The sequence below is a fragment of the Brevibacillus sp. Leaf182 genome (genome assembly GCF_001423865.2).
GTDB classification, from domain to species: Bacteria; Bacillota; Bacilli; order Brevibacillales; family Brevibacillaceae; genus Brevibacillus; species Brevibacillus brevis_C.
Genome location: NZ_LMPN02000010.1, coordinates 13,044 through 34,028, shown reverse-complemented (window position 1 = coordinate 34,028; position 20,985 = coordinate 13,044). Strand labels below are relative to the sequence as shown.

Here is a 20,985-nt window from a genome sequence, read left to right as displayed (position 1 = left end):
CAGACGGTTCGTCCAGACAGCCCGGTCATTCCTGTACCGGCTGTCTTTTTTTTCGCAACCCTCGAAAGAAGTCCTTGAGCATCTGCCCGCATTCCTCTGCAAGAACACCCTCTATGACTGGCACCTGATGATTGAAGCGCGGTTCCGCGAGCAGGTTCATCAATGTCCCGGCACAGCCCGCCTTCGGATCGCGAGCGCCATACACGACCTGTTCGATGCGGCTTTGAACGATTGCACCCGCACACATTGGACACGGCTCCAATGTCACGTACAGCGTACATCCGATCAAGCGCCATCCACCCAAGCGTTCACTTGCCTCCCGTATCGCGATCAATTCCGCGTGCAAGGTAGGGTCTTTTTGTGTTTCCCGCAAGTTGTAGCCACGACCTACGATTTCCCCGTCGCGCACGATGACCGCACCGATTGGAACCTCGCCAATCGCAGCGGCTTTCCCGGCCTCTTCCATGGCTTGTTTCATATAATAATCATGTTCATTTGCTTGTATCACGTTCCTTAAAGCTCCTTCAAAAACAGTCTTTCGTCCCGAACAAACGGACCATTTTACCCAAAAAAGTTGATTCAAGAAGTTTTTGTCCCTACCCGTTCACATACTATCTGAGAGATTACATACATTAATGATGTAAGGAAGAAGTATGCAAATCTTTGTTAGCCTCTTTCTGGAGGGATGTGAGTGGGCTTAACCTCTGCAAATACGTTATTTGATCGCTTTCACAGTCCGACTAGAGGTCTACTGGCAAAAGAAGAAGTGTTTTCCCACATCGAACATACCATCTCATCAATAGGTGGTCCATTTGAAATTATTGTGGGGGCCGACTCTCAATTAAAAAGCCGCGGGACTTTTTTTGCCCTTGTTATCACAGTGATTCGTCCCGGCCATGGGGGCACCTTCTTTTATCACAAATTTCAAGAACGCCGGTATTCATCCTTGCAACAGCGTATATTTCAGGAAGCGATGTACGCAGTCGGACTTGCCACAGAAGTACGCCAATATTTGCGGGACCACCACTTAGATACTCCCATCCGCCTGCATTTTGATATCGGTACGAATGGCCCTACCCGTAAGTTTATCCAGTCTTTGTTGAGCTTAGCAGAAACCAATCACTTTCGTGCCGAAATCAAACCGAACTCCTTCTGTGCATCTACGATTGCCGACAAGTACACCAAGTAAACAAAACAGGCGGATTGCTAATGAGGCGTCCGCTTGGCTTTGTTTTCCCCTTATCCTGTTGGTTCAAACAATTCGGGACAGGCTCTTGCATCTCCTGCCCACCGCGTTTTTTCACGTAAACAGGGTGATTGACAATGTACGAGACGTGAGCTATTATAAGCTTTAATTGAAGCGTTTTCACAAGGCGTGTTACTGGTAATGCAGGCATGAGCCGAGAAGATCTTTTTCTTGTTAAAAAGGTTTTTTCGGCTCTTTTTTCTGATTAACGCCATGGTTCATCGGTGTTTTTCATTAAATTGGATGTGACCGCTTGCGGTAAGCAAATACGGTCATGGACCGTTTTTGTCTATCTAAAGGTGGTGGAATGGATTGTCCCGTGAAAAGGAAAAAACGTACGCGATTACGCGTGTGTTGAACCATAACGTCGTACTCGTAGAAGAACCCGGATCCGGACAAGAAATTGTCCTGTTCGGAAAAGGAATCGGATTTGGCGCAAAACCCGGGAATACCATCCCCTCCCAAGACTCGCGAGTGGAAAAGCGCTTCACGCTCGAAAATGAAAATCATCAGAAGCAGTATCAGAACATCCTGAGCCAAGTAGATCCTGCTGTCGTAGGAATTGCGGAAGAAATTATCGCTCTCATTGCAAGTGAGATTACGCCGGAATTGAACGAACACGTCCACGTTGCCTTGCCTGACCATATCCAGTTTGCGATCTACCGGCTCAATAACGGAATGGAGATCGTGAATCCGTTCTTGTTCGAAATCCAGACGCTGTACACGAAAGAGTACGCACTGGCGAACCGGGCAGCGGATATGATCAAAAACGCATTCGACCTGGACATTCCCGATAGTGAAATCGGATTTCTGGCCTTGCACATACACTCCGCAATCAGTTACGTGCCAGTAAAAAAGGCTGTCCAATTCACCAACATCATCACGGAGTTGGTAAGCCTGATTGAAGAGCGAACAGCCATTACGATTGAACGCAGTACCATTGATTACGTTCGCCTCATTACCCATTTGCGCTTTGCCGTTGAGCGCATCCGTCAACAAAAATTCATCAAGAATCCGCTTCTGGACCGAGTCAAAACCACCATGCCAGAAGCCTATCAATTGGCAACGGAGCTGGCTCAATACATCTCCACCCGTCTCGAAATCGCTGTACCAGAAGACGAGGTTGGTTACATGGCTCTGCACCTTTATCGCTTATTACAACAAAATTAAATCATAATCCTGCGTGTTACTAGCTCGACTAGGCATGAGCGGTGAGATCATACGGACATAGTAAGTATGTCGTCGTATGAATTCAACCGTCTCATGCCTTTTTTGGTTCAGACGCAAAAGGAGGATACTATGCTACGCAGTCTTTTTTCCCGGAAAAAACAACAACAAGAGGTAACCTTTCTTGCACCATTAACAGGTACCGTACTCCCCCTGTCCGAAGTTCCTGATCCTGTATTCGCAGGTAAAGTCGTCGGTGATGGTGTAGCGATTTTGCCAAGTGCAGACACGCTCGTCTCCCCTGTCGATGGAAAGGTTACGCATCTTTTCCCTACTCACCATGCTATCGGGCTGTCGACCGAAAGTGGTCTTGAGATATTGATGCATATCGGAATTGATACGGTGAAATTAAACGGGAAAGGCTTTACCCCGTTTGTCTCGGTTGGCAATCAAGTGAAGGCTGGCGACAAGCTCATCCAATTCGACAAGAGTGTACTGGAGGATGCGGGCTGTCCGATCGTAACACCGATCGTTATTACAAACGGTGATCGAGTTGCTGAAAAAAATGTAGTGGCAAAAGCAACTGTGCAAGCAGGCCAAGAGCCACTTATGACTGTCGTATTAAAATAAAGCGAAGCGCATGGTTGAAGGAGGTACAACATGGTTCAATTTCAAGTAACCGTCAATGTAGAGGGTGGGCTCCACGCAAGACCAGCAGCTCTGCTCGTGAATTGTTCGTCGCAATCTCAGTCAAAGATTACGCTGAGCAAAGGGACAAAACACGCGGATGGCAAAAGCATTCTCGGCATCATGACGTTGGGTGTCTCCCAAGGCGACACCCTAACCGTTCAGATCGACGGAGCGGATGAACAAAACGTAGCCACTGCGATTCAGCAGCTATTGGAGCAATCCTCGTAAATCATACCGTGTAAACGACGAACAGGAAGGTGAAGGATGTATGTTGAAAGGAATCCCGGTTTCCGCTGGCATTTCGATAGCCCCTGTTTTACGCCTCACACACGAAACAGCCATCACGCAGGCAGAGTCCACCACTCCAGTGGATACGAGTCAGGAGCTAGGACTACTTAGCAAGAGCGTAGAGCAAGCACGCGAACAACTGGAAAAGCTAAAAGAACAGACAGAGGAACAATTAGGCTCGGAAAAAGCGGCCATCCTCTCTGCTCATATCGCCTTTTTGGATGACCCGGCATTTGTCGGGGAGATGAGTGCGCTCATCGAAAATCAACAACTGGCGGCATCTGCCGCCGTCTCGCAAGTAGCTGATCAGTTCATCGCTCTCTTTGAGAGTATGGACGATGCCTACATGAAAGAGCGCGCGGATGATATTCGTGATGTGAGCCGCCGTCTGATTCGAAATATTTCGGGCGGTGACACCGTCATCTCCTACCCGGAAGAGCCGTTTATTCTGGTTGCATGGGACGTCACCCCATCCGAGACGCTTCAGCTTCCACTCCAGCATGTACGGGGAATTGTCACGGCAAAAGGCGGCGCTACCTCTCATGCAGCCATATTGGCACGCTCTCTCGGAATTCCCGCTGTCATGGGTGCAGGCGATACCTTGATGGAAAAAGTAGACTCCGGAAGTTTGCTGATCATCGACGGAACCTCTGGACAGTTGATTGTTTCTCCTGATGCGGATACTCTGGCTTCCTATCAGGAAAAAGCCGCACAGGAAGAAAAGGAACGTCAATTGTACGAAGCCATTAAGGAACTGCCTGCCGAAACAACCGATGGCCACCGCATTCACCTGATGGCAAACATGGCTGTGCCAGAAGAATCTGATGCACTGATCGGCTCTGGTGTAGAAGGAATCGGGTTGTTCCGCTCCGAGTTTTTGTTTATGGATCGCAGTACTCTTCCCGATGAGAACGAACAATTCGCTGCATATAAGCACGTAGCCGCTGCTTTTGGCGACAAACCAGTCATCATTCGTACTTTGGATGTTGGCGGCGACAAGCATTTGCCAGCACTCGCACTTCCACAGGAGGAAAACCCGTTCCTTGGCTTCCGCGCAATGCGCATCTCCTTAGCCAGACCGGAATTGTTCCTGGTGCAATTACGCGCTCTCTTGCGTGCCAGTGCATTTGGTCGCCTGCTGATCATGTTCCCGATGATTTCCCATCTGGAGCAGTTGCGTGAAGCCAAACGCTTGCTGGAACAAGCGAAAGCAGAGCTGCGGGCAGAAGGAATCGCTTTTGACGAGAAGATCGCAGTAGGCATGATGATGGAGATTCCAGGTGCTTGCCTGCAAGCAGATGCGTTTGCGAAAGAGGTAGACTTTTTCAGCATCGGCACCAATGATCTCGTTCAATATACGCTGGCAGTAGACCGGATGAATGCCAATATCGCCGAGCTGTACAGCTACTACCATCCAGCCGTATTACGATTGATTTCCCAAGTCATTGAGGCTTCCCATCGGGCGGGCATTTGGACCGGGCTGTGTGGGGAAATGGCGGGAGATCCGTTGGCAACCAAGCTCTTGCTCGGATTGGGGCTCGATGAGTTCAGCGGTGCCGCTTCGGTCATGCCAAAAGTCAAAGAACGTATCCGCGCCACCAGCGTAGAGGAAGCGAAGCAACTGGCCGAGTACGTCCTTACACTCTCTACTGTAGACGAGGTCGTTCAATATTTGAAAGACAAAGCCTTATAAAAGGTTTTGTCGCCCGAGTAGTGAAAGCGCTTCCAATTTATCGATCAGAATGGTCTCTCTCCGGCTTATTCCTTGTGCCCTCATCATTTTGCCTTTATCCGGAGAGCGGCTTCCCTGATAAATTCATTCCATTCCAAGGAGGTTTTATCCTATGCTCGCTTTTCTGCAAAAGATTGGGAGAGCCCTCATGCTCCCGGTCGCAACGTTGCCAGCCGCAGCGATTTTGCAAAGCTTTGGTCTTCTCAAATTCGAGAAGGACCTCAATCTCGGCGCCTTTGGTGCATTCATGGACTCGTACATCGCTCCGCTTTTGGCTGCTGGTGGTGCAGCTATTTTTGACAACCTGGCATTAATCTTTGCTGTCGGTGTTGCCATTGGCTTGGCTGGAGATGCTGTTGCTGCTTTGGCCGCTGTCATTGCCTACGTCGTATTGACGAAAGTACTTGCGGCTGTTCCTGCTGCCATGCCTTTCATCGCGGACGATTTAAAACTGAACATGGGTGTCATTGGTGGTATTATGGCGGGTGGTATTGCAGCGTTTTTCTACAACCGCTACCATTCGATCAAGCTGCCAGAATGGCTAGGCTTCTTTGGTGGAAAACGCTTCGTCCCGATCATCACTTCTCTTTCCATGGTTGTCGTCGGCTTGATTTTCGGGATCATTTGGGGGCCGATCCAGATTGCTCTTGACTCATTGGGCTCTTGGATCGTAGGTCTCGGCGCAACAGGTTCTTTCCTGTTCGGATTCTTCAACCGATTGCTCGTTCCATTTGGTCTGCACCACGTACTCAATGCGATTGCCTGGTTCCAAATCGGTGACTTTACCGATGCGACAGGAAAAGTGGTACACGGCGACTTGCACCGTTTCTTTGCGGGAGACCCATCAGCAGGTATGTTTATGACTGGTTTCTATCCGATCATGATGTTCGCACTTCCTGGAGCCGCTTTCGCTATTATTCACTCAGCGCGTCCTGAAAAACGCAAAGTAGTGGCTTCTATGTTTATTGGTGCAGCTCTCGCTTCGTTCCTGACCGGGATTACTGAGGTAGTTGAATTTGCGTTCATGTTCGCTGCTCCACTCCTGTATTTTGTTCACGCGATATTGACGGGTGTGTCCGGATATATCGTAACCTCTCTGGGTATCAAGCACGGCTTTGGATTCTCAGCGGGTCTGATCGACTACGGCATCAACTACCACCTCTCTACGAATGCTTGGATGATCATCCCGATTGGTCTGGCATTCGCCGTGGTCTACTACGCCCTGTTCCGTTTCCTAATCGTGAAGCTGAACCTCAAGACGCCAGGACGCGAAGATGACGAGGATATGACAGCTACAACTACGGGAAGGAACAATTCGATGCAGGATAAAGCCATTCAAGTACTCACTCATATTGGTGGAAAAGAAAATATCGTTAGCGTAGACGCTTGCATCACTCGTTTGCGTCTCGTCTTGAAGGATGACAAGAAGGTCAACGACAAAGCCTTGAAGGACCTCGGTGCAGCAGGTGTTATGCGACTGGGTCAAGGAAGCGTGCAAGTCGTCTTCGGAACCCATTCAGAGCTGTTAAAAGAAGAAATCAGCAAGCTGTAACATACAAAGAATGCCCGGTCACGGTGAAGTCCGTACCGGGCTTTTTTCTGTTTCCTGAATGGGCAACGGACGCGACCCGGCATCATTCCCATCATGTGTCGTACTATATGGGCATCGCGCGTTGTTTTCCAACTCCTTTTCAAACATGACCAAGCGCTCGAGAAATCCCTCGCAAGCTGGCATACTCTGTGGCGCCATCATTTCAATTTCGTAAGCGACAGTTTTTCTCCAGATTTCCAGTTGCCTTCTATTTGCCTCCCAAGCATTCAAGCCCCCCACCCCTTTTGCTAAATCAGCAAATCATCCTGATAAAAAGATCAAGCATGTTACACCGGAGTTTTTTCGCTAACACTGGCAGATGATTAGCCTTGAAGTCATATTCTCCCTTCTCGTACTTCAAGTATGTCGAAGCATTTCGAAATCCGAGTGCTTCCGCCATTTCTTGCAAGGTCAGCTTGCACTCATTACGTCGTTGCGCGATAAACGGGAGGTTGAGTCGTTCCACCAGTTATCCCCTCCTGATTTGCAAAAATGGCAAATATTTATAGTTACATCATATCCTTTCAATTTTAGCAAAGTCAATACAGATTTTGTCATATTAGCAATCTTGTTTTTTCCGTTTTGGAAAATTGTTAGAATGGAATTGCCAAAACGATAAAGGTGGTCTCACGATGTCCATAGTTGGTCAACGAATAAAATGGCTACGCGAACAAAAACAATGGTCACAACTTCAATTAGCTGAAAAGCTGGGTATACATAATACGGTACTTTCGCGAATCGAGTCAGGCGAAAAGAAAGGCGTCGATTTTCATCTGATTTCCAAAGTCGCAGATTTATTTGAAGTATCCACCGATTTTCTCCACGGGCGCACGGATGAACCATCTTGGAAACGCGGTTCTGTCCGGGAAACACCGGCGACCTTCCTAGATGTCGATGGCCTGACAGAGGACGAGCTGGTTGAGGTCAAGCGCCATATTGAATTTTTAAAGTGGAAGGCTTTGCAAGAAAAGAACGAAGACCCTTCTTGAGGATTTGAAGATTAACGAATAACAGAAAAACCCCTGTCTCCAGGGGTTTTCATCGTGGCAAGCGTCAGGCATACTCTCCTGATGCTTTTTTTATATAGGCTGTGTTATTCTTCGATGTCTTTAGCCATTTCGTCTGCATTCAACTCGATCCAGCTCTGCGACCAAGACTCAATTCCTTTGAGCACTGGAGTCAGAGCTTTCCCCATCTCCGTTAAGGAATACTCTACGCGGACAGGAGCAGAATCAGTAAACACCTGCCGATGCACGAGTCCTTCCTTCTCCAAATCCTTCAAACGCTCAGAAAGTAGCCTTCCGCTTACTGGCAGGGCCCCTTCCAATGCACAGAATCGCTGTGGTCCCGACAACAACTGGTATAGGATTAGACCTGTCCATCGCTTCCCCAACAACTGCATACCTTTTTCGAACTTTGGACAGAGGGTAGACTGTTTCATAGGTATCACCTCATTCTCCCTCCAGTATACCGCTCTTTGTTCAATCCATCAAAACCAATGATGTGAATCGACCTTGAAAATTACACTTGCCAACTGTTGGGATTTTATTGAATCACTTGACTTAGGAATTTATTATTGTATACTTACTAACGAAAAGTAACTTTGTTACGCATTTAAATTTTCGGAGGGATTCATACATGTCTAATCGTTTTGAATGGAGCGCACTTATTCTTCGTGTGATTGCTGGACTTACTTTTGCCATTCACGGAGTGGCTAAATTTCAAATGGGGCTGGAGAATGTCGCTGGTTTCTTCGGGACCATGGGACTCCCTGCATTCATTGCTTATCTCGTAGCCTTCTTGGAGGTAGTAGGTGGTATTGCCTTGATTCTCGGTCTGGGTACTCGCGTGTTCGCAGGTGCGTTGTCTGTTGTCATGCTTGGTGCGATCTTTAAAGCCAAGCTCGCTGCCGGCTTCCTGGGCGGTGAAGGTGGAGCTGGTTATGAATTGGATCTGGCCTTGCTTGCGATGTTGGTTGCTCTTGGTATCAGCGGCAGCTCCAAGTTCGCGCTGGACGCTATCCTGTTTGGAAAAAGATCGGTTGAGTAATTCTATTGTTACACATATAAAAGCCAAGCCTGAAGGTCCCATTTGAGAGCCTTCTGACTTGGCTTTTTTTATTCTTTCTGCGGCGATTCCTCGATCATTTTTTTATTGATGATTCTTATTTTGTCTGCTGGTGACTGTTCGTCCTTTGCACTAATAAATACGGAGTTATCTCCCGCTTCAAAAAACATGACATAATCCTGATCGACCATGCTCTTCTCTTCACTGACAGGCGCCCCCAGATTTTTACGAATAGAGTCCAGATTCGTTTCATTGAGATGAAGACCGGCCAAATCAATTCCATACACGCGATCTTGCCCATCAAAATAAATGAGCGCACTCTCTAGCTTCTCAAAAACTTCATAGCGTCCGCCATCCCAATAATCCTGTTTCGTTACCTTGCCGTATAGCGCAGAAACCTCTTCCCGCTTCATCCCGATATGGATATTAAACCCACTGATCTCGTTTTTGGCGAGCAGCTTCAAAAACTGCTCATCCAGAATAATTTGATGTACGGTAGCGGTTTGCTTCTCTTGCTTTTGGTCCCCCCCGCTATTTCCCGGCTCTTGCTGCTGCTCGGTAACAGGCTGTTGCTTAGAATCTGTGGATACGCTCGTGTCAGGTGAACAGCCTCCCACAATCAAGCCTACCATTACGGTCATACATACCCATTTTCTCATCCGACTTCGCTCCTTTTCTTCCTCTTGAATGGTTTCATCGCAACTTCGCCACTGGTAAGACGTATCTTTTAGTAAAAGTGAGGTGTTGGTTGAATGCCACTCTGGTTACTCGTCGTACTTATTTTCGGAGGTCTTTTGCTGATTGGAGCCATCATCGATTGGATTGCCAAGCGCCGGAAGCAGAGAGTCCTCATAGAGCGTAACAACCGTGATTCCCATTCCTTTGATGAAGGATACGATCCGAGAAACAAAGACGAATATCTCAATTGATAGACGCAACTTCCCATCATTTGGTTACGAAACCGAACCTAATAAAAAAGACCCCAAAAAGGGTCCCCTTCACACCACAATGCTGATGATAATTCCTGACAAAATGCTGACGAGCGTTGCCCCATACAACAGCTTCAGTCCAAACCGGGCGACGACATTTCCTTGCCTTTCATTCAAGCCTTTTACCGCTCCAACAATCGTCCCGATGGAGCCAAAGTTCGCAAACGAGATTAAAAACACAGACACGATGGCGACGGTTCTTTCACTTAACTGACCTTGAATCTTCGTAAAGTCGAGGATGGCGACAAACTCATTCGCCACTATTTTAGTAGCCATGATACTTCCTGCTTGTACAGCTTCATGCCAAGGAATTCCCATAAGAAAGGCGAGGGGCGCAAAGACATACCCTAACAACGCTTGGAACGAGATACCGAATACCGCACTGAATAACCCATTCACCATCGCAATGAGTGCAATAAATCCGAGCAGCATCGCGGCAACGACCACGGCTACTTTAAATCCATCCAGAATATACTCCCCGAGCATTTCAAAGAAGGCCTGTCTCTCTTCTTTTTCTTGATCGAGCAAGTCATCTTCCGGCTTCACTTCATACGGCGTAATAATGGAAGCAATGATAAATCCACCAAATAAGTTGAGTACCAGTGCAGCTACTACATACTCCGGTTTGAGCATGGTCATGAAGGAACCCACGATCGACATAGACACGGTGGACATCGCAGAGGCGCACAGTGTGTACAGCCTGTTTTCGGGTATGGCACCGAGCTGTTTTTTTACGGTAATAAACACTTCGGACTGCCCGACGATCGCCGAAGCAATCGCATTATACGACTCCAATTTTCCCAAGCCATTCACTTTGCTCAATACGAGTCCTACATACCGAATAAATAATGGGAGGATTCTCGTGTACTGCAGGATGCCGATCAGTGCGGATACGAATACAATAGGCAGCAACACTTGTAAGAAAAATGGTGACGCACCCGGATTCGCAATGCCACCGAAAACAAAATTAATCCCTTCGTAAGCATACCCCAGGAGTACAGAAAAACTGCTGGCAATGCCAGATATTAAAATGAGTCCAATATTGGTTCGCAACAACAGCAAGCCAAACACGATCTGAATCAGAATCATAATGAGGATAGGACGATACCGAATGTGCTTTTTATTGCTACTTGCCAGCCAAGCAAGCAAAAATACCGTGATCAAACCTATACCTGCGATGATATAATTCATGCAACCAACTCCAATAGCAAAAGATTTAGAGCCGACACGTACCATTGCCGATCCGCTTATCTCGCTCCATAATCTTCCCAAAAGAGCACAAAAAAACCCTTCTGAACGATGAATAATCGAACAGAAGGGGGATGCGACAACTATATATCTGCAACGGCGATGGCCTCAATCTCAATCAACAGCTCGTCCCTGATGAGCTTGCTCACTTCAACGGCAGAACTCGCTGGCGGCGTTTCTGTATTCACGTACTGATCTCGAATTTCACGGACAATGTGCATCTTGGAGATGTCGGTCACGAAAAAAGTCAATTTCACTACATCATCAAAGCTGACCCCTGACGCTTCTAACGCGAATTGGATATTGTCAAAGACTTGTTTTGTCTGTGCCGCTAAGTCGCCTGTGCCGACCACTTGGCCTTCCCTGTTGAGAGCCACCTGGCCCGATACATAAATCGTCCGTGCGTTCCGAACCTCCACCGCATGAGTGTAGCCAAACGTAGGTGGCATTGTTTCAGGGTTAATGAATTTGATTCGCTTATCATTTTGCATCCGACATACTCCCTCCGATTCACATTTGTTGGTAAACCATTCTATCATACCCGAAAAATTCTGACCATTCTTCAAGTTCTCAAAGAAAGAGAGGAAAGCCTCATGATTATTACATGTGATGCTTACTGCAACATGGGCTATAGTTATTTGCAGCAACCCGATAAGGAAATCATAGATTATCAAAAGGAGAAGAATAACCATATTAGCCGTTATGTCGATCCTTCCTTGTTGCACATCCCGTTAGTCGTTGATTTCAACAGGGGAAAGCTGTTGGATGACATGCAGTTATCCACGAAAACGTATAAGAAGGCGGTTGGCGATGAGATCGATGAGGAGTACAAGAACGATCTCGATGAGCAGGGCTATATGACAGGAATTGAACTGAATTTATCCAAAGACAAGCTGGTTCACTTGTTAGAAAATAAGGCGTTTGTGGTTTATCGCACAGAGTGGAAAGGCCAACCTTATCACCTGGCTACATTAGATATGGATCACAAAGTGTTTGATTCGAGCAATGTGATTTATCCTCTGAATGAGAAGCAGGATGCATTCTTGATCATGGAAGTAACGGGAGAGTATCAACTTGGGTTAGTGAAGGCGTTACTAACAAGAAGAAATGATATATATCCCGTCGAGTATTTGTTAGCCCCGCAGTTTATTTTAAGTGAGTATACGCTATAGAGTGGAATGAATAACCCGTCTCCAGCTAGCCTGAAAACGGGTTTTGCTTTTTACTGGTTTCTATTTGGAGGAATTAAATTGATCAAACAGCCCGCTTCCAGAGCTTTTTGGCTGTTCTTTTTTGTTTGCGGCTTCAAATTGCTGAAACAATCCGCCGTCATACTTCTTTTTTTCTTCTACTCTTATTTCTTTCTTTTTCGGTAGGGGCTGTTGAATCGGTGTTCTTTCTGGCTTTACAGGCTTTACAGGCACTACATTCTTTTTCTTTCTCGTACTTTTCGTATTTTTCGTAATGATCTTGTTAGGGGCTTGCTTCTTCTTTTTTCTTTTTCTATTCATAAACCAATAAGATAAAGGAAAAATACCGAGCATAATTGTACCGGCTGTAATCAAATACAGCTTCCAGATCGATTGCCTTTTCTCTTCCTCCTTTTTTTCTTCCCGCATCTTTTGGACAACCTGTTCAAAATCACGAACCTTATAATTTTCTTTAACAGACGACAGGTTCTTTACAAACCCAACCGAGCCGCTTCCATAGTAGATAAAATTCCGCGGGGCATTGTTTACTGTCATTTGGTATATGTATCCTGTCGGGACACCTGAATCCTGGATTTTTTCTTTGATCTCTCCCATAAGATCAGGAGAAGTCGGATCAATCATTTGGTCATATTCCAAAACTTCATAGTTCTTACTTTCATTTTTCCCTACTAACTGAACATTTTCTTCATTATTGAACAGAAAATACCTCGGAATCCTATTGATATTCTTCCGATACACTTTGTTTTTCGGGAAATTATGCAAGGCCATTTCGTTGCTATGCATTTCCAGTGTCTGCTCTGACAGCAGTACCTCTTCTGCATCGATGATGGGGAGGTTTTTCTCTAAGGCTTCATATTTAGGGAGCCATTGAATGGTGCCATCCGAGCGTAAAAATAAGTAAATATCCTGATATTGAAAGGATGTCAGATAGATTTGATTGGTTGGTAAGCTATGAAGATAATACTCTTTTTCAAATGGTGTTGGATCGAAATTGTATGGGATGTTGAATACTGTTGCCCCACCTAACTCAGTCTCACCTACCTCTTCTAACTGCCCGTTATTATGTACGGTAAAGTATAGAGAACCATTATAAGTTGGGTCACCCCATATGGTCGTATGATAAAATTGATTCGGTTGTAAATGGTATGGTCCAATACCACCATCGATTTGTATTAAGAGTTCGTTCCGCTTGATTCTTTCCTCTTCCGCTACGGCTTCTTCGGTCGTTTCCTCTTCTTGGCTAGCCTCTTCTTCCACGTTTTCTTCATCATCGTCGTCATCGTCATGCTTTTTGATTTTAACCGGCTTGGATGATTTAAAACCGCTTGACGGTTTTGCGCTTTTGATCGTGGAGCTTGAACTTTTGCTGGATGAGCCTGAGCTTTTTCCAGAAGAATATGAGCTTCTGCTGGACGAGCCTGAGCTTTTGCTTGAGGAGGATGAGCCTATACTCGATGATCCTGAGCTTCTGCCCGACGAATATGAGCTTGTACTCGATGATCCTGAACTTTTGCCGGACGAATATGAGCTTGTACTAGACGAACCTGAGCTTCTGCCAGAACTACTGGAGCTAGATGAACTTGAGCCTCGAGATGACGCAGACTCTACAGGAAGGATTACCAGACTAATCATGACAACGCTAAGAAAATAGGCAAGCAATTTCCGCATGAAATATGACCCCTCTATGGAACCAACCAATGGTTCTCTCTATATAACAGTTAAATACTACCACTTCACATCATGGCAATGCTACAAAATTCCTACCCTTCCTTCTTCACCCTCTTTTGGCTTTTTACGATTATATCTTTCCTGTATAATTTTTGGAAAATAGGAAAATTGAAAGAGAGGATTCACTAGTGACAACGGTATACGATAAAGCGAAATATCATTACGAAAACTTTGAGGAGGATCTTCCGCAAAAACAGGCATACGTACATACAGGCTTTTTCATCGGCTGGTTGATTGAAAATGATATGGTTAGCGGGGATTTTCAAAAGAGTTTCGAAAACCTGATTGCTGATTTTAAACAAAGGAAGATTACGGGTCCTGAAGTTTATGAGAAGACGGGTGGAGTATTTGCAAAAGACATGCTGAATGAAGAAGGAAACCAGTTCGCGATGTTTTACTTCGATTTCGATACGGGGGAGTATCGCTATCATTATCTAGAAGCGTTTGATTGCGAGCCAAGTGTGTATCACGTGGAAGATACTTGGGAGAATTACGATCATATAAAAGATTGGATCGACAACGAGTACGAGTACTGGTGTGAGAAAAATGAATAAGACCGCGTGAGTACGCGGTCCTTCCTACCAAATTGGCGTAAATTCCGAGTAGCAGACGTAATTTCTCATGACATGTCTATCTAAGGGGAAAACATGAAAAAACTTTTTATCTTTTGTGCTAACGGTGCCATTGCTATTTGGTTCATGATTCTTTGGCTCTACAAGATGCTACTTTCCAGTGATATTCCTATGTCCATTTCTTCGGATGAAATGCAAAATATGGTTCTAACATTACTCGTCTCCACAATTGTAGTCCTGCTCTATGTTAAACTTTCAGCTAACACTCGATTGTTTTACTTCCTTGTTATCCCTTCTTTTCTTTGGGGCTTTTCAATGGTTGAATCCTTAATAAAAGGCTACCATGAATACCATACAATCATTACGATCACTGGATTTATTAGTAGTATAGTGATTCTTAGAATTTGCTATTTACATGCGAGACGCCTCTCCAAATTATCTTAAACAAAGAACGTCCACTCCTATTTAAAGTGAACGTTCCTTTTGTGTTTGTTATCTTTATTATTTCTTCAGGATGAAATCAGACATGACTGCCTTTTCCCATTGGATTCCTTTTGGACTCACATTGGTGTAAAGCGTTATGGAGTCCGCATCTTCAACTACGGCTTTCAAATGAAAACTCATTTCCTTGGGCTGCAAATATTCATCATACAACTGTTGGTAGTTGGGGTCGTTCTTTTCTTTTGCCGCTTTGATGTAGTCCACGGTGTCAGGGTCTTTCTCAAAGTTTTTGTACTTCACTTGATATCCGAATGTCGCTTCCACTTTTCCGTCCACTGTTTTCTCTTCATAATCCGACAGGGTAAACTCCAGCAGCTCATAGTAGGGGGAGAAAGCTTTTTTGCTCTCTTCTTGCATATAGCTTGCGATTTGGTTATAGCTTGTAGAGTTGTCGACCGATTGTTTCGGTTCTGTGCCAGTGTTCGTTACTTCTTTTGCAGGTGGCGAGACTGTCTGATTTTGTACAACCGCATCCGAGCTACAACCACTGAAGAAAATAGCGAAGACCATAGCCATACATCCTACAATCACTTTTTTCAAAAGAAATCCCCCTTATTTCGTTCGTTATTTGATATACGTTATACATTTCAAGCATGCTACACATCTCAACAAAAAAAGAAAAAACCTTGATACGCCAAGGCTTTTTCTTATATGGAGTCTCCGAGAGGATTTAAACCTCCGACTCCCAACATCTTATGATTCTCCAACAAGTGCCCCAAACTGAACTGCAAATAAGCCCTGCCTTTCTATAAGTAAGGTGGCGGCTGTAATCTATATTGTTTCAAGTTAAGTTATAACAATGGTAATTCTAGTAAATCGACTGACTATCCTTATAGGAAGAGTTTAATTCTTCCGTCAACTTAACTACCTCCTGTAATACTAATAAATTCAGCAATAGTTGCCAAGCGCTCAATTATCTTATCTATTCTGATTGCTATATAAGCTGAACTGAACGCTATTACCACGAAACAAACAGTAATTATCCAAGACTGCACATTATTAAAAGACATAATGATCACGCCTTTACTTTTTTGTGGATTTTCCATTTTTTAGTTGTAGATACTTACCCTACACGGTAATTTATATACCTACATTTTTAGTCTGTCATAAACACGCCTTCGTATTGTGAAGCAATTAAACTCTCCTATACTTTAACAAAAGAATAAACCTTCTCATGTTTTTATCACACAATTTTAATATTCTTCATTCATTTCAAAGTCAAAAGATAAAAAGCAAAAAACCTCGATGTATCAAGGTTTTTTGCTTTTTATGGCGTCCCCGAGAGGATTCGAACCTCCGACCTACAGTTTAGGAAACCGTTGCTCTATCCTGCTGAGCTACGGGGACAAGTATGATCACACCTACTTTCTTATTATATGTGTTTATCCATTTTTGGGCAAATACAAGTCGGATGTGTAGATAACAAAAAAACCTTGGCATCCCAAGGTTTTTTGCATCTCAAATAATATTTTGCTCAAAATCACAGATTGGCTTCATAATCCGTTGACGACTGGAAAAAGTAGCAATCTCCGTTACCCCCAATGAATAGAGGTTTTCCAGATTCTGTGCCACGTATCTCCCAATATCGTCGGGAAAGTGGGCGTCGGACGAAAGTGTCAGTGGAACACCATGCGCCACCAAAACGTCGAGGAAAGCAGGACTGGGGCACATTTCCTGAACGGGATAGCGGTAGTACAGGCCCGCATTGATTTCGGTCGCTGTATCCGTTTCTTTCAAAGCAGTTGCGATTCGGTGGTAATAGGGGACAAGCTCCGATTCCTCTGGGCGATAGGAGAACACTTTCAGATTGTCCAGATGGGCAACAAAATCAAACAAGTTGCTCCTGATCATGGACTCAACCGTGTGGAAAAAGTCCGCGTATAACTGTTTTAGGTCATGTTGCTCAAACAATTGACGAGTCTCGGGATTGTCAAAGCCCCATCCTTGCAAAAAATGAACGGAGCCGATCACATAATCCCATGAAGCGCCTGCGAGCAAGCCCTCCAATTCTGCTTCCCCGCCAATAAAGTAATCCGCTTCAAGCCCCAACCGCAACTCCACGCCGCTTGCCGACCAACGCTGCTTTGCTGCCTCAATGGCGACACAAAAGTCACTAAGGCTCTCGGTGCATACTTGATCAAGCCACGTTCGCTGCAAGCGCCCCAATTCGGTGTCGCCCAGCTCCATATACCGTTCAAAGTAGGGACGCGCTTCACGAAAGCGGTATAAATGATCGACAATTCCCACTTCCTTCAAGCCTTTGTTTAACGCTTCACGTAAATACAGATCGATCCAGGACGGGTCGTATGCCCCCAATGACATGCGGTTATTTAATCGCGCAAGACTATTCAGCAGCCAAGCACGGGTATGTCGAGGTTCAGTCAACGGATAAAAGTGGTCGAGGGCCACATTAGTACGGTCGAGCCAACGCAATGAAAAAGGCCCTTCTTCCAGATGAAGATGATAGTCGATCAGCATGTGAAGTCTCTCCTTTCCGGATGTTCGCTTATCCAGGTAGTTTGCATGCCAGACGATAGCCATTCATCCGGCATCGGCTGGTCACAAACAACCGCGCTGACATCCTGCCAGCCGCAAATACGAAAAAATTGCGTTTGGCCGATCTTCGATGTATCTCCTAATACATAGACTTGCTCCGCCCGCTGTACCATCATGGTCGAGCACAGCGTTTCTTCCATGTCATAGTCGGTGAAGCCATCAGCCGTCATTCCTCCACAGGAAATAAAAGCTTTATCAAAATGAAAACGAGAGAGTAGCTCACAGGTAAACGCCCCGGCAACCGATTTCTGGGCCGGATGAGTCAGCCCCCCCAGCATAATGACCTGACCGTTGAATTGATTGGCTTCCAACAGCTCGTTTAGTAAAGAAGCAGCGGGAAGCGAATTCGTTACAATCGTTAATTGGTTGAGTCCCTTTATAGCACGTGCCAATTCCAGTGTTGTCGTCCCGACATCGAGCGCGATGGTATCCCCGTCAGACAAAAGTTCTGCCGCGATTTGCCCGATTTTCGTTTTTGCGGTCTGTTGGATCGCCTGTTTCTTTTCAAAGTGCGGCTCGCGTTTCGCCAAATGATAAGGGATGGCTCCTCCGTACACTCGCTTTAACAAACGTTGCTGTTCCAACTGGTCCAGATCACGTCGTATTGTCTCCGGTGTTACTGCCAGGGTTTTTGCCAGACTCATCACCTGAATTTTACCGTAGCGGTTCAATTCATCGAGAATCACTTGCTGTCGTTCTTCAGGCAATAGTGTCATAAAGCGGAATCACATCCTTGGGACTTACATACAATGTTTTTGTTGTGCCTATCTGCTCCTGCTCGAAGGACAGGTGAAGAGTGTCCACCAGTACAGGAACATCGCCAATGTTCAGCTCGTAACGGGTAATGTTGCCGAGCATGGTTACCTGAGCGATATTCCCGGTCAAACAGATGTCCTCCCCATCCAGAGGCTGTTCGCGAAACGTCTCAGGACGGATTGCGAAACGTTCAACTGCCGGATGAGACAGTTTTGGCGTGATTCGGTTAAGCTGCTCGGCAGTCAGCACGTTGTAATTGCCAATGAAGCGAGCAACAAATTCAGAACGAGGTTGCGTGTAAATCTCTTTAGGACTGCCGTGCTGAACGATCCGTCCACCATTCATGATGTAGATGCGGTCACTGACAGCCATGGCTTCTTCCTGATCGTGAGTCACCAGCACAGTCGTCATGTTTAATTCACGTTGGATGGTACGTAGCTGCTTTTGCAAATTTTTTCGAATCTGGGCATCAAGCGCACTAAGCGGCTCATCGAGCAAAAGCACTTTTGGCCTTGTGACCAGAGAACGGGCGAGTGCCACACGCTGCTGCTGACCGCCAGACAATTCACGTGGGTAAGCCTGCTCCTTTCCCACCAATCCCACCAGCTCAATCATTTCCTGGACACGCAGCCGAATCTCCGTTTTGGAGATTTTGTTCATTTCCAGACCAAAGGCAATGTTTTGACTGACCGTAAGATTGGGGAAAAGCGCATACGATTGGAACACCATGCCGATCTGCCTGTCTTTTGGCGACACGTCCGTCACATCTTTTCCGTCAATGAAGATCGTGCCCGTATCAGGAGCCGTCAAACCACTGAGAATGCGTAACAGCGTGCTTTTGCCACATCCGCTAGGACCAAGTAAGGTAACCAGCTCGCCTTTTTCAATTGCAAGATCGAGTTGCTGCAGCACATGTTGACCGTGAAAGGTTTTGGACAAGTGTTCGATTTGGACGTAACTCATCAGGGGACCTCCTTGCGTGCGAAGCTTCGGCGCGTGAATTTTACAACCAGGCCAGTGATAATAGCCATCAGGACAAAATAAGTGACCGTAATCGCGCTGGCGACATGTCCACTTGACGATAGCTTGGCGTACAGATACATCTGCAGGGTTTCGTATCTTCCTCCCACCAGGATGTTAATCAATACGAATTCACCGAACAAAATAGAGAACGACAAGAGCGAGGACACGAAAATTCCAGACATGATATTCGGAACGATAATCCGTACGAATGCCTGCCAGTGGCTCGCACCCAGTAGCTCGGCTGCCTCCATCAACGAACGTGCCTGCATGGCAAGCAAGCTGTTGCGCGTTCCCTGATAAAGATACGGAAGCAATCCGACCAGATACGCCCCGGCTGTGATGATGACCATTGGAATCCCATTTCCTGAATAAGTACGGATCAATCCGACCGCCATAATGACACCCGGAACGGCATAGGTCAGCATCACCAAAATCTGAACCAGCCTCTCCATCCGGGGAGCGTAGACGATAATGGAGAATACAGCAGGAACAATAACGACGACGGCAACGACAGTCGTCAGAAAGCTGAGCAGAAAAGAACGCCCGAATGCCTGCAAGAATCGGGGATCAGCATACAGCTCCGCGAACCATTTTCCTGTGAGTCCTTCCGGCAAAACCGTGCTGTTCCACTCGGTTGCCAATGAGTACAGGATGGTAGCCGCTACAGGCAAAAACAAATACAGCATGACCAACGCAAACGACAAGGATGGCAAACTGATCCGCTTCAAGACAAATCCCTCCGAATCTTCCGCGTCAGCCACTCGTTCACGAGCAGGGCGGCGGCAAGCGTCAGGCCAAGTAGTACAGCGAGTGCGCTACCCAGCTCGGGTCTGGCAAAAATGTCGCCAGATACTAGCGCACCAATCCGAATGGGCACCAGATTGTAGTTGCTCCCGGTGAGCGCGTAGGCAGAAGCGTAGGCACCCATTGCATTGGCAAACAGAATGCTGAATGTACCGACGATGCCTGGAAGCAGTACCGGAAAACCGATTCTCAGCCAAAACTTCCATGGACTTGCCCCAAGCAGCTCGGCCGCTTCCATCCATTGCTTCTGAATGGCGTTGTACAGGGGATACAAAAGCATTACCGCCAGGGGCAGTTGAAAATAAATATAGACAAGCGTCAAGCCGCTCCACGAATACAGAGTAAAGGACTGTCCAAAATCAATCCCCAGTTGCTTCGCGAGCAAAACAAACAATCCACTGTTTCCCAACAGGACAATGAAGGCAAAAGCGAGCGGAATCCCTGCAAAATTGGAGGTTAGATTGGTAATGACAAGCACTCGCTGTTGCAGAGACTGTGGGAAACGGGTAATCGCATAGGCAGCGAAAACAGCAACGACGATTCCAATGAGAGCAGACAGGAACGAGATGAGCACGCTGTTCTCAAAAGCCTGCAAGTAATATGGATTTGAAAAAATTTCACGATAGTGACTCATGGTAAAACCGCCGCCTCCCTCGGCCTGAAAGCTCCCTCCAATCATGGAAAGCAACGGGACGAGAAGAAACAGAGCGATCATTGCAAAGAACGGAATCGTCGTTATCCAAAACATACTGACAAATCGTTTCATGCAAAAGCTCCTTTCTTAGAGGAAAAGACGCCCCCTTAGGGAGACGTCTT

General features: G+C 46.2%; 25 protein-coding genes and 1 tRNA gene. 11 read left to right on the top strand and 15 right to left on the bottom strand.

The window, feature by feature from the left end; all coding sequences use genetic code 11:
* Positions 1 to 25 precede the first annotated feature (25 nt).
* The gene (gene tadA / locus ASG16_RS01085) at positions 26 to 508 is read right to left on the bottom strand and encodes a tRNA adenosine(34) deaminase TadA (RefSeq protein WP_056496043.1); all 483 of its coding nucleotides are present in this window, start codon (positions 506 to 508) and stop codon (positions 26 to 28) included.
* Positions 509 to 691: 183 nt separating this feature from the next.
* On the opposite strand from tadA, the gene ASG16_RS01080 reads away from it, so the two are divergent.
* The 6 genes from ASG16_RS01080 (at position 692) to nagE (ending at position 6,675) form a co-directional block, all read left to right on the top strand.
* Positions 692 to 1,189, top strand: a complete 498-nt coding sequence (locus ASG16_RS01080) for a ribonuclease H-like YkuK family protein (protein WP_056496045.1) — start codon at positions 692 to 694, stop codon at positions 1,187 to 1,189.
* Between the two features lie 369 nt (positions 1,190 to 1,558).
* Positions 1,559 to 2,416: a glucose PTS transporter transcription antiterminator GlcT gene (gene glcT / locus ASG16_RS01075; protein WP_048035527.1), complete on the top strand. Its 858-nt coding sequence runs from the start codon at positions 1,559 to 1,561 to the stop codon at positions 2,414 to 2,416.
* A 129-nt stretch (positions 2,417 to 2,545) separates the two neighbouring features.
* Positions 2,546 to 3,043, top strand: a complete 498-nt coding sequence (locus tag ASG16_RS01070) for a PTS sugar transporter subunit IIA (RefSeq protein ID WP_056496048.1) — start codon at positions 2,546 to 2,548, stop codon at positions 3,041 to 3,043.
* A 30-nt stretch (positions 3,044 to 3,073) separates the two neighbouring features.
* A complete protein-coding gene (locus ASG16_RS01065; RefSeq protein WP_056496051.1) occupies positions 3,074 to 3,331 on the top strand; it encodes an HPr family phosphocarrier protein in 258 nt (85 codons plus the stop codon).
* Between the two features lie 40 nt (positions 3,332 to 3,371).
* Positions 3,372 to 5,084 carry a phosphoenolpyruvate--protein phosphotransferase gene (gene ptsP / locus ASG16_RS01060; protein ID WP_056496054.1) on the top strand — a complete coding sequence of 571 codons (1,713 nt, stop codon included), beginning with the start codon at positions 3,372 to 3,374 and terminating at the stop codon, positions 5,082 to 5,084.
* Between the two features lie 151 nt (positions 5,085 to 5,235).
* Positions 5,236 to 6,675: an N-acetylglucosamine-specific PTS transporter subunit IIBC gene (gene nagE, locus ASG16_RS01055; RefSeq protein WP_056496056.1), complete on the top strand. Its 1,440-nt coding sequence runs from the start codon at positions 5,236 to 5,238 to the stop codon at positions 6,673 to 6,675.
* Positions 6,676 to 6,693: 18 nt separating this feature from the next.
* On the opposite strand, the gene ASG16_RS01050 is transcribed toward nagE, so the two are convergent.
* Together ASG16_RS01050 and ASG16_RS01045 are read right to left on the bottom strand one after the other, a co-directional pair.
* Positions 6,694 to 6,954 (bottom strand): hypothetical protein, encoded by a 261-nt coding sequence (locus tag ASG16_RS01050; RefSeq protein WP_241970667.1) that lies wholly within the window; start codon positions 6,952 to 6,954, stop codon positions 6,694 to 6,696.
* Positions 6,955 to 6,967: 13 nt separating this feature from the next.
* On the bottom strand, positions 6,968 to 7,180 hold the full coding sequence (locus tag ASG16_RS01045; protein WP_047074382.1) for a helix-turn-helix domain-containing protein: 213 nt from the start codon (positions 7,178 to 7,180) through the stop codon (positions 6,968 to 6,970).
* A 166-nt stretch (positions 7,181 to 7,346) separates the two neighbouring features.
* Here ASG16_RS01045 and ASG16_RS01040 point away from each other — a divergent pair, with 166 nt between their 5' ends.
* Entirely contained in the window at positions 7,347 to 7,703 is a 357-nt protein-coding gene (locus ASG16_RS01040; RefSeq protein WP_048035522.1) for a helix-turn-helix domain-containing protein, read from the top strand.
* 104 nt (positions 7,704 to 7,807) lie between these two features.
* Here ASG16_RS01040 and ASG16_RS01035 read toward each other — a convergent pair whose 3' ends face one another.
* Positions 7,808 to 8,155, bottom strand: coding sequence for a winged helix-turn-helix transcriptional regulator (locus tag ASG16_RS01035; protein ID WP_056496060.1), 348 nt, complete (start codon positions 8,153 to 8,155; stop codon positions 7,808 to 7,810).
* A gap of 197 nt (positions 8,156 to 8,352) precedes the next feature.
* Between ASG16_RS01035 and ASG16_RS01030 the strand changes: the two genes are divergently transcribed.
* A complete protein-coding gene (locus tag ASG16_RS01030; RefSeq protein ID WP_056496063.1) occupies positions 8,353 to 8,763 on the top strand; it encodes a DoxX family protein in 411 nt (136 codons plus the stop codon).
* A 68-nt stretch (positions 8,764 to 8,831) separates the two neighbouring features.
* Here the strand turns inward: ASG16_RS01030 and ASG16_RS01025 are convergent, their stop codons facing one another.
* Complete coding sequence (locus ASG16_RS01025) at positions 8,832 to 9,440, bottom strand: hypothetical protein (RefSeq protein WP_056496065.1); 609 nt, start codon at positions 9,438 to 9,440, stop codon at positions 8,832 to 8,834.
* A gap of 93 nt (positions 9,441 to 9,533) precedes the next feature.
* On the opposite strand from ASG16_RS01025, the gene ASG16_RS30795 reads away from it, so the two are divergent.
* On the top strand, positions 9,534 to 9,710 hold the full coding sequence (locus ASG16_RS30795) for a hypothetical protein (protein ID WP_007719793.1): 177 nt from the start codon (positions 9,534 to 9,536) through the stop codon (positions 9,708 to 9,710).
* Between the two features lie 69 nt (positions 9,711 to 9,779).
* Here ASG16_RS30795 and ASG16_RS01020 read toward each other — a convergent pair whose 3' ends face one another.
* Both ASG16_RS01020 and ASG16_RS01015 read right to left on the bottom strand, forming a co-directional pair.
* Positions 9,780 to 10,961, bottom strand: coding sequence for a NupC/NupG family nucleoside CNT transporter (locus ASG16_RS01020; RefSeq protein ID WP_056496068.1), 1,182 nt, complete (start codon positions 10,959 to 10,961; stop codon positions 9,780 to 9,782).
* A gap of 140 nt (positions 10,962 to 11,101) precedes the next feature.
* On the bottom strand, positions 11,102 to 11,509 hold the full coding sequence (locus ASG16_RS01015) for a RidA family protein (protein WP_056496072.1): 408 nt from the start codon (positions 11,507 to 11,509) through the stop codon (positions 11,102 to 11,104).
* A gap of 102 nt (positions 11,510 to 11,611) precedes the next feature.
* Here ASG16_RS01015 and ASG16_RS01010 point away from each other — a divergent pair, with 102 nt between their 5' ends.
* The gene (locus ASG16_RS01010; RefSeq protein ID WP_056496075.1) at positions 11,612 to 12,190 is read left to right on the top strand and encodes a hypothetical protein; all 579 of its coding nucleotides are present in this window, start codon (positions 11,612 to 11,614) and stop codon (positions 12,188 to 12,190) included.
* Positions 12,191 to 12,250: 60 nt separating this feature from the next.
* Here ASG16_RS01010 and ASG16_RS01005 read toward each other — a convergent pair whose 3' ends face one another.
* A complete protein-coding gene (locus ASG16_RS01005) occupies positions 12,251 to 13,897 on the bottom strand; it encodes a hypothetical protein (RefSeq protein WP_241970666.1) in 1,647 nt (548 codons plus the stop codon).
* Between the two features lie 188 nt (positions 13,898 to 14,085).
* On the opposite strand from ASG16_RS01005, the gene ASG16_RS00995 reads away from it, so the two are divergent.
* On the top strand, positions 14,086 to 14,511 hold the full coding sequence (locus ASG16_RS00995; protein ID WP_056496080.1) for a DUF7832 domain-containing protein: 426 nt from the start codon (positions 14,086 to 14,088) through the stop codon (positions 14,509 to 14,511).
* A gap of 519 nt (positions 14,512 to 15,030) precedes the next feature.
* Here the strand turns inward: ASG16_RS00995 and ASG16_RS00985 are convergent.
* The 7 genes from ASG16_RS00985 to ASG16_RS00955 all read right to left on the bottom strand — a co-directional run bounded on the left by ASG16_RS00985 (position 15,031) and on the right by ASG16_RS00955 (position 20,935).
* Positions 15,031 to 15,540, bottom strand: a complete 510-nt coding sequence (locus ASG16_RS00985) for a hypothetical protein (protein ID WP_082517321.1) — start codon at positions 15,538 to 15,540, stop codon at positions 15,031 to 15,033.
* Between the two features lie 760 nt (positions 15,541 to 16,300).
* Positions 16,301 to 16,377, bottom strand: a tRNA-Arg gene (locus ASG16_RS00980).
* 111 nt (positions 16,378 to 16,488) lie between these two features.
* Entirely contained in the window at positions 16,489 to 17,508 is a 1,020-nt protein-coding gene (locus ASG16_RS00975) for a histidinol phosphate phosphatase domain-containing protein (protein WP_056496090.1), read from the bottom strand.
* The gene (locus ASG16_RS00970; protein WP_056496093.1) at positions 17,502 to 18,302 is read right to left on the bottom strand and encodes a DeoR/GlpR family DNA-binding transcription regulator; all 801 of its coding nucleotides are present in this window, start codon (positions 18,300 to 18,302) and stop codon (positions 17,502 to 17,504) included. The genes ASG16_RS00975 and ASG16_RS00970 overlap by 7 nt, the downstream gene beginning before the upstream one ends.
* Entirely contained in the window at positions 18,286 to 19,305 is a 1,020-nt protein-coding gene (locus ASG16_RS00965; RefSeq protein WP_056496096.1) for an ABC transporter ATP-binding protein, read from the bottom strand. Before ASG16_RS00965 ends, ASG16_RS00970 begins: the two co-directional genes overlap by 17 nt.
* On the bottom strand, positions 19,305 to 20,093 hold the full coding sequence (locus ASG16_RS00960; protein WP_048035504.1) for an ABC transporter permease: 789 nt from the start codon (positions 20,091 to 20,093) through the stop codon (positions 19,305 to 19,307). Before ASG16_RS00960 ends, ASG16_RS00965 begins: the two co-directional genes overlap by 1 nt.
* On the bottom strand, positions 20,090 to 20,935 hold the full coding sequence (locus tag ASG16_RS00955) for an ABC transporter permease (protein ID WP_056496099.1): 846 nt from the start codon (positions 20,933 to 20,935) through the stop codon (positions 20,090 to 20,092). The genes ASG16_RS00960 and ASG16_RS00955 overlap by 4 nt, the downstream gene beginning before the upstream one ends.
* Positions 20,936 to 20,985: the final 50 nt, after the last annotated feature.

Coding starts and splice junctions, on each gene's coding strand:
- ASG16_RS01070 (WP_056496048.1), top strand. CDS start 2,546: ATGCTACGCAGTCTTTTTTCCCGGAAAAAACAACAACAAGAGGTAACC.
- ASG16_RS01065 (WP_056496051.1), top strand. CDS start 3,074: ATGGTTCAATTTCAAGTAACCGTCAATGTAGAGGGTGGGCTCCACGCA.
- ptsP (WP_056496054.1), top strand. CDS start 3,372: ATGTTGAAAGGAATCCCGGTTTCCGCTGGCATTTCGATAGCCCCTGTT.
- nagE (WP_056496056.1), top strand. CDS start 5,236: ATGCTCGCTTTTCTGCAAAAGATTGGGAGAGCCCTCATGCTCCCGGTC.
- ASG16_RS01040 (WP_048035522.1), top strand. CDS start 7,347: ATGTCCATAGTTGGTCAACGAATAAAATGGCTACGCGAACAAAAACAA.
- ASG16_RS01035 (WP_056496060.1), bottom strand. CDS start 8,155: ATGAAACAGTCTACCCTCTGTCCAAAGTTCGAAAAAGGTATGCAGTTG.
- ASG16_RS01030 (WP_056496063.1), top strand. CDS start 8,353: ATGTCTAATCGTTTTGAATGGAGCGCACTTATTCTTCGTGTGATTGCT.
- ASG16_RS01025 (WP_056496065.1), bottom strand. CDS start 9,440: ATGAGAAAATGGGTATGTATGACCGTAATGGTAGGCTTGATTGTGGGA.
- ASG16_RS30795 (WP_007719793.1), top strand. CDS start 9,534: ATGCCACTCTGGTTACTCGTCGTACTTATTTTCGGAGGTCTTTTGCTG.
- ASG16_RS01020 (WP_056496068.1), bottom strand. CDS start 10,961: ATGAATTATATCATCGCAGGTATAGGTTTGATCACGGTATTTTTGCTT.
- ASG16_RS01015 (WP_056496072.1), bottom strand. CDS start 11,509: ATGCAAAATGATAAGCGAATCAAATTCATTAACCCTGAAACAATGCCA.
- ASG16_RS01010 (WP_056496075.1), top strand. CDS start 11,612: ATGATTATTACATGTGATGCTTACTGCAACATGGGCTATAGTTATTTG.
- ASG16_RS01005 (WP_241970666.1), bottom strand. CDS start 13,897: ATGCGGAAATTGCTTGCCTATTTTCTTAGCGTTGTCATGATTAGTCTG.
- ASG16_RS00985 (WP_082517321.1), bottom strand. CDS start 15,540: ATGGTCTTCGCTATTTTCTTCAGTGGTTGTAGCTCGGATGCGGTTGTA.
- ASG16_RS00975 (WP_056496090.1), bottom strand. CDS start 17,508: ATGCTGATCGACTATCATCTTCATCTGGAAGAAGGGCCTTTTTCATTG.
- ASG16_RS00970 (WP_056496093.1), bottom strand. CDS start 18,302: ATGACACTATTGCCTGAAGAACGACAGCAAGTGATTCTCGATGAATTG.
- ASG16_RS00965 (WP_056496096.1), bottom strand. CDS start 19,305: ATGAGTTACGTCCAAATCGAACACTTGTCCAAAACCTTTCACGGTCAA.
- ASG16_RS00955 (WP_056496099.1), bottom strand. CDS start 20,935: ATGAAACGATTTGTCAGTATGTTTTGGATAACGACGATTCCGTTCTTT.